Source organism: uncultured Sphingomonas sp. (assembly GCF_964244235.1).
In the GTDB taxonomy this organism is placed as follows: Bacteria; Pseudomonadota; Alphaproteobacteria; order Sphingomonadales; family Sphingomonadaceae; genus Sphingomonas.
Genome location: NZ_CAXTII010000080.1, coordinates 1 through 12,433, shown reverse-complemented (window position 1 = coordinate 12,433; position 12,433 = coordinate 1). Strand labels below are relative to the sequence as shown.

The following is a 12,433-nucleotide window of genomic DNA, read 5'->3' as shown; positions in this document are numbered from 1 at the left end:
CTCACTCTTATCCAAGAGCGGGGACCTGTCAGGTCATTTAGGGGGCCACCTCACGGAGAACCCAGATCGTTCGGAGGTTAATTGGAGCGATCATATACACGGGCAGGTCGCACAGGGGCCTGTGTCGATCGCGGTTAAAGTCCTGACCGGCTTTCTTTTGCTCGGTATCATAATGATAGCAGCATTTCTTTACCCCGGCGCCTGCGCCGCGTCGGCCACTCGAAGCAGCAGAAAGCAAGCTGCCGATTAATGCTCGAATTGGTCGTTCCGCTGCCCGCCGGTGCCAGACACAACAACAGTGTGCGTCGTAACGGCAACGATCACTTAACCGCACTCACCCGCCACACCACATTTCCCACATCGTCGGCGACGAGCAGGCCGCCATCCTTGTCGACGATCACCCCGACCGGCCGCCCCTGTGCCTTGCCGTCCTTGTTCAGGAACCCGGTCAGCACATCGACGGGCTTCGCGCCCGCGACGGGGAAACCCGTCGCTGCGAACGGAATGTAGACGAGCTTGTAGCCCGACACGGGCTTGCGGTTCCACGAGCCATGTTCGCCGACGAATGCGCCGTTTGACCATGCCGCGCCCAGCTTCGCGCCGTCCGCGAACGCCAGGCCGAGCGCCGCGACATGCGGGCCGAGCGCGTAATCGGGCCGCTTCGAATATTGCTGCAGTTGCGGGTTGTCGGGCTGGACGCGGGCGTCGGGATAGCCGCCCCAGTAATACCAGGGCCAGCCGAAATGATCCCCGAACTCGACCTGCGTCAGATAGTCGGGCGCGAGATCGGACCCGAGCATGTCGCGTTCGTTGACGACGGTCCACAGCTGCCCCGCCTTGGTCAGCGCCATGCCGTTGGGGTTGCGAAGTCCCGCGGCGTAGATGCGGAACGTCTTCTCCTTAGGCCAGACCTGCAGGATCGCGGCGCGGTTCTGCTCGGCGTCGATGCCGTCGTCCGCGATGTTGGTCGACGAGCCGACGCTGACCAGCAATGTCCGCCCATCGGGCGCGGGGATGACGTTGCGCGCCCAGTGATTGCCGCCGCCGGGCAGCTTCACGACCAGTTCGGGCTTCGCGGTGATCGCGGTCGCGCCGTCGGTATAGGGCACGAGAACCAGCGCATCGGTATCGGCGATGTAGAGCTGCCCCTCGAACAACGTCATCCCGAAGGGCGAATTGAGCCTCGTCATGAACACGGTCTTCACATCCGCCACGCCGTCGCCCTTCGTCGATCGCAGCAGCGTGATCCGGTTCGCGGACGGCGCCCCCGCGCCCGCCTTGCCCATCAGGTGCTTCATCACCCAATTCCGGATACCGCCGCCCCCGCGCGGCGGGGAATTGGTTTCGGCGACCAGCACGTCGCCATTGGGCAATCGGTAGAGCCAGCGCGGATGGTCCAGCCCGGTCGCGTACGCCTTTATCGACAGGCCGGGTGCCGGGGCAGGCATCGCGCCGGCGGGCCAACCGACCGCATCGGCGACGTCGATCGTCGGAATCGTCTGCACCCGCGGCGTGGAGATCGTCGGCGTCTTGCCCTCGACCGCCCCGATCGGCAGCCGCGCGGTGTCGGGCCAGCCGACATATACCGCAGCGGCGATGGCGACGAGAACGAAGAGTCCGAAGACGATCAGGATGTGTCTGCGCATGGAGGCGAGGGTAGAGCGGCGCGCGCGTGGGGGGAAGGGGTCAGGTCGTCTCCGACCGTAGCGGCCGCGCGAGAAGGTCGCCGATGACGTCATGCACGTCCGCCCCCTCCAGCAACCGGCACACCGCGTCGCACACCGGCATGTCGACGCCCGCCGCCGCGGCCGCTTCGCGCAGCACGGGGGCGGTGAACGCGCCTTCCGCCACCGTCCGCCGATCCGCCAGCAGGTCCGCCGCCGCAGCGCCGCGCCCGAGCCCGAGGCCGAGCGAGAAGTTGCGCGAGCTGATCGACGAACAGGTCAGCACCAGATCGCCGAGCCCCGACAGCCCGGCCAGCGTTTCCGCCCGCGCCCCGCGCGCCAGCCCGAACCGCGTCATCTCGGCAAAGCCGCGCGCGATCAGCGCGGCGCGCGCGTTCTGGCCGAGCTCCGCGCCCTCGACGACGCCGCACGCGATCGCCAGCACGTTCTTCACCGCGCCCCCGATCTCCGCGCCGGTCACGTCGGACGACGCATAGACCCGGAAATGCGGCACCGCGATCCGCTGCGCGATCCGGTCGCGAAGGCCCTCGTCCGCGCACGCCAGCGTGACCGCGGTCGGCAGTCCCGCGGCGACCTCGTGCGCGAAGGTCGGGCCCGACAGCACCGCGACGGGCGAATCGGGACAGACCGCGGCCGCGACCTCGCCGACCAGCCGCTGCGTTCCCGCCTCGATCCCCTTGGCGCACAGGATCAAGGCCGCGCCACCAACCGGCGTATCCGCCAGCACCGCGTAGACATGCTGCGCCGGTGCCACGACGAGCAGCGCGTCGTGTCCCGCCATCGCGGCCAGGTCCCCCGTCGCGCGCACCCGCGACGACAGCAAGACGCCGGGAAGGTAGAGCGCATTTTCGTGGCCGTCGTTGATCCCCGCGACCACCGCCGGCTCGCGCGCCCACAACAGCACGTCCGCCGCGTCCCCCGCCGCAACCTGCGCCAGCGCGGTGCCCCATGCGCCGCCGCCGATGATGCCGACCTTCACGCCTTCACCCCCGCCCCGCGTACCGCTTCGGCGGCGGGGTCGAGCGGCCAGCGCGGGCGCGCCGGCACCTCGAGCGGATCGGTCAGCCCGGCGGCGAACCGCTCCGCCCCCGCCCAGGCGATCATCGCGGCATTGTCGGTGCACAGCCACAAGGGCGGGGCGACGAAGCGAAGCCCGTGCGCGGATGCGAGCGACTGCAGCGCGTGTCTGATGGCGGTGTTGGCCGCGACCCCGCCTGCGACGACGAGGGCGGTTGGTCGGAGTCGGCTTTCGTTTCGGGAAAGATCAACTCCGTTCTCCCGCGAAAGCGGGAGAACGGGGTTACACAGGACTTCGTTCGTGGCCCCTGGGCCCCCGCTTTCGCGGGGGAACGGGAGCTTGCTTGTTTCGAAGGCATGATTGGCGAACGGAAGGTTGTTTAGCGCCTTCTCCGTCCGGTCGACCAGACAATCCACCACCGCCGCCTGGAACGACGCGGCGACATCCTCCGCGCGGTGGTTCGGCGCGGCGCGCAGGACCGCGCTCTTCAGCCCGGCGAAGGAGAAATGCGGCTCGGCCGATCCCTTCAGCGGCCGTGGCAACGGTACCATTGTCGGATCGCCGAGCGCAGCGGCCCGCTCGACCGCGGGCCCACCGGGAAAGCCCAGCCCAAGGATCTTCGCGGTCTTGTCGAACGCCTCGCCCGCCGCGTCGTCGATCGTCGTCGCCAGCCGACGGTATCGCCCGACGCCCTCGACGGACAGCAACTGGCAATGCCCGCCCGATACCAGCAGCAGCAGATAGGGGAAGGCGAGATCGGGATCGGACAGCCGCGCGCTCAGCGCATGCCCCTCCAGATGATTGACCGCCACCAACGGCTTGCCCGCGGCATGCGCCAGCGCCTTGGCCATCACCAGCCCGACCATGATGCCACCGATCAGCCCCGGCCCCGCCGTCGCCGCCACCGCGTCGACATCGCCGAGCGTCAGCCCCGCGTCGGAAAGCGCTCCCGCGACCAGCGGCCGGATCATCTCGACATGCGCGCGCGCCGCGATCTCGGGCACGACGCCGCCGAACGGCGCATGCGCGGCTTCCTGCCCCGCCAGCCGATGCGACAGGATGCGCCGATCCCCGGTGACGATCGCCGCCGCGGTCTCGTCGCACGAGGATTCGATGCCGAGGATGATGGGGGCGGGCATGGGGTAGCCCTAGGCCGGGTGGGGGGCGGGGGACAAGCCGAACGAACGGGCTTGGGAGATGTCTGGATGTGGCGATCACCGCATGATGCGTTAACCATTCCTGCCATAAGCCTTGCCTATGTCGGCCCCTGCTATGCATCGCTCCACGTCATTTACGGCGGCGGTCTTGGCGCAGCCAGCGGCGGCAGTGCTTGCGGTGTGGTTGCTGATGCTGTCGATAAATCCCGTGGGATATGTCGGTGGTGGCAGTGACGACGGCCGGTATCTGGAGGCCGCTCGCTGCATCGTCGCGCATCAAGGCTGGTGCGTGCCGACCGTGCACTGGGCAGCGCGGTGGCCGGTCGTACTTCCGCTGGCCGGGGCGATCTCCATATTCGGGGAGACCCGCGCCGCGTTGGGCCTGTCGAGCGCGATCTGGGCGGTCGCGGCGATCGTCCTACTCACCTCGATCGTGCAGAAATGGGCGAATCCCGCGGCCGCGCTGATCGCGGGCGCAGCGCTGACGATAACGCCAGTGTTCGCTCTGCTGAGCCTCTCACCCAATGCCGACCTACCCGAACTGACCTTCCTGCTCGCGGCCTTGTTCTTTTTCATTCGGCGACAATACTGGACCGCCGGGCTGATGCTCGGCCTGGCGATCGCGGCGCGCGAGACCGCGACCGTTGCGCTTCTTCCATTGGCGTTGGGATGCCTGGTATCGCGTCCGCCGACCGCCACGATGCTTCGGGGGGCGTTCGGTCTGGCAATGCCACTGGCGATCGAAGCCGTATGGCATGCCGGCACCGCCAACGATGCGTTTCTACGGCTACACCTGGCGATGGCGCATATCCGTATTCCTTCGACCGAACTGGCTGGCGCGGTGAGCGCGGGTTCGCCCCTGTTCAACGTCGAACTGATCAGGAACTGGCGCCCGGCGATGGGCATCCGCGTTCATTGGCTTCTCGATCCCTTGCTCAATCTCCTGGCGAACCCGGCTTGTGGATTGACGTTTCTAGCCGCGATAGCTTTGATGCATGCCGGCGATTGCCGCTGCGGCGGCAATAATCGGTATGGCCGCACCATTATTATGGGCGGATCATCACCGCACCATCCTGACCGTCCTCCTGATACTCCTGCCGGTCAAAGCGGTCGCGACGATCGCCGACCATCCCAACATGGCCCGCGGCGAAGCGATGGCTCATCGCTGGTTGTCGACACCTTTGCCCGGATTGGTGACCGACGAGGAAACACGCAGCCGATTTGCGATGGTGCCCGCGGTGCGTGCGCTGCCGCTTGAACCTGGGTTGCCACGCCTCAAACTCGAAGACGGCCCGTGCGTCGCGCCGACGCTGCGTCGAGCCGACATCCAGCCTGCGGATTCCCCATGGATCGCCGCGATCCGATCGACGCATTTGCTTCTCGGCGTTCGCAAAACCTACTCGCTGTGTATTTATGGCGGTACGCGACCTCAAGCTGAGTAACGGGTCCCGGCGATCGAGCGGATGAACCGCCCGATAGCATCGTGGGTGTCGAAACGTGCGCAGCGTACCCGATTCAAGACTGCGGCCCTTCCGCCTTCCCGCCCGTCACCCCCTCGCAATGTTGGATGTCCCGTGCCACTCCCCGCGCTATGACGATGATGCCAGCGCCACGTGTAGCCTTGCTGAAATTGCAATCGATCGTGCGGGGGCGATTTCGGCCGGGACGTAGTGTCCACTTCGTCCACTTCCGAATGCAGTATTTGCAATCGTCTTCAATCTCGGCGAGCGCGACGGCCTCGTCGATCGCATCGCCCGGCGGCAGGAACGCGGCATGATTCGCTTCAGGATCGGAACCCGCGGCTCCGCGCTCGCGCTGGTGCAGGCGCGCATGGTGCAGGCGGCGATCGCGGCGGCGCAGGGGTGGGTGCGGGAGGACATCGCGATCGTCACGATCCGCACCACCGGCGACCGGGTGCAGGACCGTGCGCTGGCGGAGATCGGCGGGAAGGCGCTGTGGACGAAGGAACTCGACCGTGCGCTGCTGGACGGCGAGGTCGATGCGTGCGTGCATTCGATGAAGGATGTCGAGACGATCCGCCCCGACGCGATCCGCATCGCCGCGATGCTGCCGCGCGCCGATGTCCGCGACCGGCTGATCGGGGCGGAGGGTATCGCCGCGCTGCGGCAGGGGGCGGTCGTCGGCACCAGCAGCCCGCGGCGGCGCGCGCAGCTGCTGCGGCTTCGCCCCGACCTGGAGATCGTCGTGTTCCGCGGCAATGTCGGTACGCGGCTGGCGAAGTTGGGCGCGGGGGAGGTCGACGCGACGTTGCTGGCGGCGGCGGGGCTGGACCGGCTGGGGCAAAGCGGGATCGGCCATGCGGTCGCTACCGACGCCATGCTGCCCGCACCCGCACAAGGCGCGGTCGGGATCGAGGTACGGCAGGACGATGCGAGCGCGACGGCCATCATCGGTGCGATCGACCATGCCGAAACGAGCGTCTGCATCCATGCCGAACGCGCGTTCCTGGCCGCGATCGGCGCGGATTGTCATTCGCCGGTCGCCGCGCTGGCGAGCCTTGCCGGGGAAACGCTGTCGATCCGCGGCGAACTGATCGCGGTCGACGGCGAGGTGTCGGTCGAGGGCCGGGTCGAGGGAACCCCCGGCGAGGATCTGGGCGGGGCGCTGGCGGCCGACCTGCTCGCGCGCGCGCCGCCCGCGCTCCGGGCGTTGTTCGCGGGGTGAGGCACGCGGTCGTGCTTCGGCCCGCGCCGGGGGCGGACCGGACGATCGCCGCGCTGGCGGCGACGGGGCTGGTGGCGACGGCGTTGCCGCTGTTCGCGGTGCGGCCGGTCGCCTGGGCGGTCCCCGCCGGGGGCTATGACGCGGTGGTGCTGACGAGCGCGAATGCCGTGCGCCACGCCGGACCGGGGCTCGCTGCACTGGACCTGCCGGTGCTTGCGGTGGGACAAGCGACCGCGGCGGCGGCGGCAGAGGCCGGTCTTGCGGTCGCGGCGACGGGGGAGGGCGATGTCGCCGCGCTGCTGGATGCGTACGGCCAACGCTATCCGCGGCTGCTCCATCTGGCGGGCCGCGACCGATCGGCCGACCCGCGGCTGATCGCGGTGACCGTCTATGTTGCCGATCCGCTTGGCGTGACGGCAGCGGCGCTCGCGGTGCTGGACGGCGGCGTGGTCCTGGCGCATTCGCCGCGGGCCGCGTGCCGATTGCGGGCGGTGATGGCGGCGCATGCGCTTGGCTGTGCCGATATGCGGCTGGCGGCGCTCAGCGTGGCTGTGGCGACGGCGGCCGGGACGGGCTGGGGGGCGGTCGCGGTGGCGGACCGGCCGACCGACGCGGCAATCGTCGCGGCGGCGCGGCGGCTCGCCGATTGACCGTTGCCACCGGGACGGGGATAAGCGGGTATGGACGGCTACCGATCGACCGAGACTTCGCGTGCCCGCCGTCCCCGGATCGGGCTGCTGATCGCGATGGTCGCGCTTGGTCTGCTCGCCGGGATCGCGCTGACCATCGCCGCGGTGCAGCGCGTCCGCTGGTTCGGCGCGCCGGCTGCGACCAATGCGGCGGCGGCGGTACGGACGGGCAATTCCGATTTCCAGCCGGCGCAACCGCTTGGCCCCGGGGATACCGCCGCGACGCCGACGCCGGCCGACCCCGCGCTGCTGGCGACGCGGGAGGCGACGCTCGCCGCGCAACTGACCAGACTGGAAGTGCGCACCGCGACGGTATCGGAGGATGCGGTCGCGGCGGGCGGGGAGGCGGCGCGCGCCGAATCGGTGCTGGCGGCGGCGGCGGCCCGGCGCGCGATCGATCGCGGCACCGCGCTCGGCTATCTCGAGGAACAATTGCGCGTGCGTTTCGGCCAGTCGCAACCGCGCGCGGTCGCGATCGTGCTGCAGGCGTCGCGCGCGCCGGTGACGCTGGACGATCTTCGCCAGGGGCTGGACGGGATCGGGGCCGATCTGGCGACCGGACGCAGCGACGTGCATTGGAGCGACAGTCTCGATCGGTTGTTCGCGAACCTGGTCGTCCTGCGCCGGGCCGGGACGCCGTCGCCGCTGCCGGTCGATCGGCTGGCGCGCGCACGGCGGTTGCTCGACGGCGGGCAGGTCGATGCGGCACGCGGCGAAGTGGCGGGCCTGCCGGGGGCGGGACCCGCCGCCAACTGGATGACCGCGGCGCGGCGCTATGTATTGGTCCGCCAGGCGCTCGATGCGATCGACAATGCCGCCATCCTTGGCCAGCCGGTCGCGGCGACGCCCCGGGCGGCGGCGAAGCCCGGCCCCGCCACCGGACCCCAGGGGGCCACCGCGGCGGTGCCGCCGATGGCGGCTCGCTAGGTGCCGACCCGCTCGATCAGCGCCATCGCTCCTTGCGGCGCGCGGACCTTTGCGCCGTTGATGAAGAACAGGAAGGTATCGCGGGGTTGCCGGACCGGGGCCTTGTCCTCGACATAAGCCAGCCCTTCGGGTCGCCCGCCCGCCGCCCAGACCGCCGCAGCGGTCGCCCAGCCGTCCAGCGCCTGCGGGGCATAGCCGGCGACGAACCGCTCCTCGGCCTGTTCGAGCCGTGCATAGACGAAATCCGCGGTCACATCGGCGATGGCCGGATAGTCCGCGGAATCGGCGAAGACGATAGCGACCCCGGCTTCGCGGCACATCGCGACGAATTCGGGCACCGCGAAACTGTCATGCCGGACCTGCACCGCGTGGCGGAGCGACAGGCCGTCCTGCTTGGCGGGCAACAGCTTCAGGAACGCCGCGAAATCGTCCGCGTCGAATGTCTTGGTCGCCATGAATTGCCACAGGATCGGGCCGAGCTTGTCGCCCAGTTCGACGATACCCTGCCCGGTGAAGCGCGCGATCGACTCGCCCGCTTCGGACAATATCTTGCGGTTGGTGCAATAGCGCGACGCCTTCAGCGAAAAGACGAACCCGTCGGGCACGGCCTTCGCCCAGGCGGCGAAGGTCGCCGGTTTCTGGCTGCCATAATAGGTGCCGTTGATCTCGATCGCGGTGACGTGGTCCGCGGCGTAATCGAGTTCGCGCTTCTGCGGCCATTTGTCGGGATAGAATGTCCCGCGCCAGGGTTCGTAGGTCCAGCCGCCGATACCGACGCGAATCGCTGCATTGCTCATTGCGTGGGTATAGCTTGGTGTTCGATAGGTGTGGAGCGCCGCGGCAAAGCCGCATCGTCGGTCGAGCGGTACCTGCCGGCCGAGCCGCCGCGGGTCGCGCTTTAGCTTTGCTAAATCTCGGCGGCGGCTGGAGCGGGCGAAGGGATTCACTCGTTACCGTCGTTTCTCCGTGTCATTGTCTAAGTGGGACCCGTCGCGGATTGCGCCGCGAGAGCGGCCTCGACGATGCGCGCCGCGCCGGACGATTCCGGGACCGAGAAGGTGGGATCGGTCGCAATTCGTTCGAAGATAGCCGCTTTGCGTTCTTCGAACGCGGTCGCGCGCGTCAACACGTCCTCCAGTTCCGCGCGCGGCAGCACGAGCACGCCGTTATCGTCAGCCAGGATGGCATCGCCGGGGTTGATCGCCACGCCGCCGCAGCTGACGGCAACGTTGATCGCGCCGCCCAGGCCGCGATGCTTGGTCGTGATCGGCGTGACCCGGCGGCACCAGATCGGCAGGCCGGCCGCGCGCGCCACCGCGATATCGTGGCCGGCCCCGTCGATGATGACGGCGCGGACGCCAAGCTTGGCCGCCGCGGCGGAGGTCATGCCGCCCCAGCAGGCGGTGTGCTGATCGGCGCCGCGCTCGATCACCAGGATGTCGCCGGGGCGGATGTCCTTCAGCGCATAATGGGCGATGGCCGAATCCGGCACCGTCACGCGGACAGTCACGGCCGTCCCGGCGACCTTTGCCCCCGCCATTCGCGCGATCATCCCGCAGTCCATGAAGCCGGTGTCGCGGAAATGGCCGATCGTTCCGGTCGACGTTTCCAGCAACCGGTCCGCGAGTTCGACGGGAATGGGTTCGGGCATCGGGTTGGCTATGAACATCGCGGCCTCCTGCTGTATCGCCCAGCTTGGAAGCGACCCTGCGGCGGCGCCAATCACAATTTCTCATGACGCGCGATAACCTTTGGCGGAACGATGACGCGTCGTCCGGCGGCGGTGTCCCCGATCACATCTGCTTATGGACGAGAATTGAAAAAGCCGATTAGACGCGACCAGTTCGCGCTGGCTACGCACCGAAGCGATCGGGCGAGCCGGCAGCGGCAGACAGCCGATCCCGTCATCACCGGTCGCGAGCATTAGCCTGGAGCTGCGTCGCTCGCCGCCCCATGACCCGGCAAACGACCGTCGCAGGAGAGAAGAGATGTTCGATATCCGCGAAATGCCGGTTGCCGTCGATGCAGGGCTGCGGCATGCCGCGCTCGCCGCGGAACCGGCGACGATCGGCCACTTCCGCCTCCGGGGATTCCCCGATCCGGCGATCCGGCCGCTTGTCCCGGTCGCCCGGATCAGCGGCACGGCAGTCACGCTCGCGCTGCCCGGGGCCGATTCCACGTTGCTGCACCATGCGGCCGGGCTGCTTCGCGAAGGCGACGTGCTGATTATCGATCGGCTGGGCGACCGGCATCATGCCTGCCTGGGCGGCGGTGTCGCGCTGGCGCTGGCGCGGACCGGGATCGCGGGCGTCATCATCGACGGCCCCTGCGCCGATCCGGCGGAACTGCGCGAATGCGGTCTGCCGATATGGGGCCGCGGCTTCAGCTCGATCACGACCCGGCTGCTTGGCATCGGCGGGTTGATGAACGTGCCGGTCTCGCTGGGCGGCGCGGTCGTCCAGCCGGGCGACCTGGTGATCGCGGACGAGGGCGGTATCGTCGTTCTGCCGGTGGAGGAAGCGGCCGACGCGATCGCCCGCGCGGCGGGCATGCAGCAGCGGGAAAAGCTCGGCTTGGCCAGTGTCGGGCGCGACCGTCCACTGGGCATGCAGACCGGCGCGTCGGCGATGATCGCCGCGAAGTTGGAGGCAGCGAAGTTGCAGGCAGAAGCGCCGAAGCACCCCACAGCAACCGCCAGTTCCTGACCGCGCTCCCCTTGGCACCACCTGGAAAACCTCGCTATCAAATCCTGTTATAGACGGAGATAGCAAAGGCCGATTGGACCTCGCCGACGCATGCCGGTTACCCGTCGAGCATCACGACCACGAGGAAATCCGCCATAATGAAGGTGACACTGATCCAGCGCAACGTGACGGAAGACAAGGAGGGAAACCTCCGGCGGTCGGTAGACCTCGTCAGGGCGGCGGTGGCGGCGGACCAGCCCGACCTTGTCATCCTGCCCGAAATGAGCGCCTTCATGAGCGGGAACCCGGCCAAGAAGAAGTCCGGCGCGGAAACGCTGGACGGCACCTTCGCCACGACATTCGCTGCGCTGGCCGCCGAGCTTTCGGTCAATATCGATCTGGGCAGCGTGGTCGAGGACCGCGACGGTCGCTATTACAACACGTCGGTGGTGTTCGGCCGCGACGGCCGTCCGCTCGGGCAATACAGCAAGATCCACCGCTTCGACGTCACCCTGCCCAACGGCACCGAAGTCCGCGAATCCGCGCTGGTCGAGGCCGGCAGCGACGTGGTCGTCGTCGATGTCGATGGCATCCCGACCGGCTTTGCGATCTGCTACGACCTACGTTTCGGCGAGTTGTTCCGCAAGCTCGCCGAGGAGGGCGCACGGCTCATCATCATGCCGTCGGCTTTCCTGCAGGCCACCGGCATGGATCATTGGGAAGTGCTGATCCGCGCGCGTGCGATCGAGACGCAATGCTATATGGCCGCGCCCAACCAGATCGGCGTAATCGACGGCGGCACCCACACTATGTTCGGTCATTCGATGATAGTCGATCCGTGGGGCCAGGTCATCGCTCAGATGTCGAACCGGGACGGCTATGTCAGCGCGATGCTGGACATGGACTATCTGCAGACCTGTCGTCAGCGCATCCCGGTTCACAAGCATCGTGTCTTGGTCTAGAGTCAGAATGGATCAGGATTGCACGTACCCTGAGTGTCGAAGGTAGTTTGAGCATTCGGCGGGCTGGAACCTGCCGATGATGGTTTTGAGTGCGTGGCAGATGGCGTCGAACGAGCGCGGTGCCGCTCGGCGCAGCAACGCTTTCACCTTGGCGAAGACCTGTTCGATTGGGTTGAAGTCGGGGCTGTAGGGCGGCAGATAGAGCAACCCCATGCCGGCTTCTTCGAGGCATTGCCGGACGCCGGGCACTTTGTGGGCAGGCAAGTTGTCGCACACGACGATGCTGCCGGGATGCATTTCTGGAATGAGGTGGTCGGTCAGCCATTGTCGGAAGATCAGGCCGGTCATGGGTGCGTCGATAAGCATCGGGGCGCGGATGCCGTCGTGCGCCAGACCAGCGACGAACGTGGACGTCATCCAATGACCGTGCGGGGCCTTGCCCAGAAGCGGTTTGCCTCTTGGTCCCCAGCCGCGCGGCCGGGTCATGCTGGTGGTGGTTCCGGTCTCATCGACGAACACCAGGCTGGTAAAGTCGAACCCGGCCTGCGCCGCGCGCCAGATGTCGCGGGCGATGGCGACATCTGGCCGGTCCTGCTCAGTGGCGAAGATGGTCCTTTTTTTTGTGC

The 12,433-nt window shown here is 68.1% G+C and carries 12 protein-coding genes; 6 read left to right on the top strand and 6 right to left on the bottom strand.

The genetic code is table 11. The annotated features are described in order from the left end of the window. Positions 1 to 320 precede the first annotated feature (320 nt). From ACFE7D_RS12060 to tsaD, 3 genes are read right to left on the bottom strand one after another with little or no spacing between them, the layout of a single operon-like run. The gene (locus tag ACFE7D_RS12060) at positions 321 to 1,646 is read right to left on the bottom strand and encodes a PQQ-dependent sugar dehydrogenase (RefSeq protein ID WP_375395662.1); all 1,326 of its coding nucleotides are present in this window, start codon (positions 1,644 to 1,646) and stop codon (positions 321 to 323) included. 40 nt (positions 1,647 to 1,686) lie between these two features. After that, positions 1,687 to 2,664: an NAD(P)H-dependent glycerol-3-phosphate dehydrogenase gene (locus ACFE7D_RS12055; protein WP_375395661.1), complete on the bottom strand. Its 978-nt coding sequence runs from the start codon at positions 2,662 to 2,664 to the stop codon at positions 1,687 to 1,689. Beyond that, the gene (gene tsaD / locus ACFE7D_RS12050; protein ID WP_375395660.1) at positions 2,661 to 3,842 is read right to left on the bottom strand and encodes a tRNA (adenosine(37)-N6)-threonylcarbamoyltransferase complex transferase subunit TsaD; all 1,182 of its coding nucleotides are present in this window, start codon (positions 3,840 to 3,842) and stop codon (positions 2,661 to 2,663) included. Before tsaD ends, ACFE7D_RS12055 begins: the two co-directional genes overlap by 4 nt. Before the next feature lie 166 nt (positions 3,843 to 4,008). On the opposite strand from tsaD, the gene ACFE7D_RS12045 reads away from it, so the two are divergent. From ACFE7D_RS12045 to ACFE7D_RS12030, 4 genes are all read left to right on the top strand, one after another. After that, a complete protein-coding gene (locus ACFE7D_RS12045) occupies positions 4,009 to 5,118 on the top strand; it encodes an ArnT family glycosyltransferase (protein WP_375395659.1) in 1,110 nt (369 codons plus the stop codon). 515 nt (positions 5,119 to 5,633) lie between these two features. Continuing rightward, positions 5,634 to 6,545: a hydroxymethylbilane synthase gene (gene hemC, locus ACFE7D_RS12040; RefSeq protein WP_375395658.1), complete on the top strand. Its 912-nt coding sequence runs from the start codon at positions 5,634 to 5,636 to the stop codon at positions 6,543 to 6,545. Between the two features lie 11 nt (positions 6,546 to 6,556). Then, positions 6,557 to 7,195 carry a uroporphyrinogen-III synthase gene (locus tag ACFE7D_RS12035; RefSeq protein ID WP_375395657.1) on the top strand — a complete coding sequence of 213 codons (639 nt, stop codon included), beginning with the start codon at positions 6,557 to 6,559 and terminating at the stop codon, positions 7,193 to 7,195. Positions 7,196 to 7,225: 30 nt separating this feature from the next. Continuing rightward, positions 7,226 to 8,161: a hypothetical protein gene (locus ACFE7D_RS12030; RefSeq protein ID WP_375395656.1), complete on the top strand. Its 936-nt coding sequence runs from the start codon at positions 7,226 to 7,228 to the stop codon at positions 8,159 to 8,161. Here ACFE7D_RS12030 and ACFE7D_RS12025 read toward each other — a convergent pair. Next, positions 8,158 to 8,958: a DUF72 domain-containing protein gene (locus ACFE7D_RS12025; protein ID WP_375395655.1), complete on the bottom strand. Its 801-nt coding sequence runs from the start codon at positions 8,956 to 8,958 to the stop codon at positions 8,158 to 8,160. The genes ACFE7D_RS12030 and ACFE7D_RS12025 overlap by 4 nt on opposite strands. A 179-nt stretch (positions 8,959 to 9,137) precedes the next feature. Then, a complete protein-coding gene (locus ACFE7D_RS12020) occupies positions 9,138 to 9,830 on the bottom strand; it encodes an RraA family protein (RefSeq protein WP_375395654.1) in 693 nt (230 codons plus the stop codon). Positions 9,831 to 10,149: 319 nt separating this feature from the next. Between ACFE7D_RS12020 and ACFE7D_RS12015 the strand changes: the two genes are divergently transcribed. Further along, a complete protein-coding gene (locus ACFE7D_RS12015; protein ID WP_375395653.1) occupies positions 10,150 to 10,866 on the top strand; it encodes an RraA family protein in 717 nt (238 codons plus the stop codon). 137 nt (positions 10,867 to 11,003) lie between these two features. Continuing rightward, positions 11,004 to 11,807, top strand: a complete 804-nt coding sequence (locus ACFE7D_RS12010; RefSeq protein WP_375395652.1) for a carbon-nitrogen hydrolase family protein — start codon at positions 11,004 to 11,006, stop codon at positions 11,805 to 11,807. 12 nt (positions 11,808 to 11,819) lie between these two features. Here ACFE7D_RS12010 and ACFE7D_RS12005 read toward each other — a convergent pair. Continuing rightward, positions 11,820 to 12,433 (bottom strand): IS630 family transposase (locus ACFE7D_RS12005; RefSeq protein ID WP_375395651.1); only part of this gene is annotated, 614 nt, incomplete at its 5' end.

Bases quoted from the DNA above. Each gene is read 5' to 3' on its own strand.
- ACFE7D_RS12020 (WP_375395654.1), bottom strand. From the start codon at position 9,830: ATGTTCATAGCCAACCCGATGCCCGAACCCATTCCCGTCGAACTCGCG.
- hemC (WP_375395658.1), top strand. From the start codon at position 5,634: ATGATTCGCTTCAGGATCGGAACCCGCGGCTCCGCGCTCGCGCTGGTG.
- tsaD (WP_375395660.1), bottom strand. From the start codon at position 3,842: ATGCCCGCCCCCATCATCCTCGGCATCGAATCCTCGTGCGACGAGACC.
- ACFE7D_RS12010 (WP_375395652.1), top strand. From the start codon at position 11,004: ATGAAGGTGACACTGATCCAGCGCAACGTGACGGAAGACAAGGAGGGA.
- ACFE7D_RS12015 (WP_375395653.1), top strand. From the start codon at position 10,150: ATGTTCGATATCCGCGAAATGCCGGTTGCCGTCGATGCAGGGCTGCGG.
- ACFE7D_RS12025 (WP_375395655.1), bottom strand. From the start codon at position 8,958: ATGAGCAATGCAGCGATTCGCGTCGGTATCGGCGGCTGGACCTACGAA.
- ACFE7D_RS12060 (WP_375395662.1), bottom strand. From the start codon at position 1,646: ATGCGCAGACACATCCTGATCGTCTTCGGACTCTTCGTTCTCGTCGCC.
- ACFE7D_RS12030 (WP_375395656.1), top strand. From the start codon at position 7,226: ATGGACGGCTACCGATCGACCGAGACTTCGCGTGCCCGCCGTCCCCGG.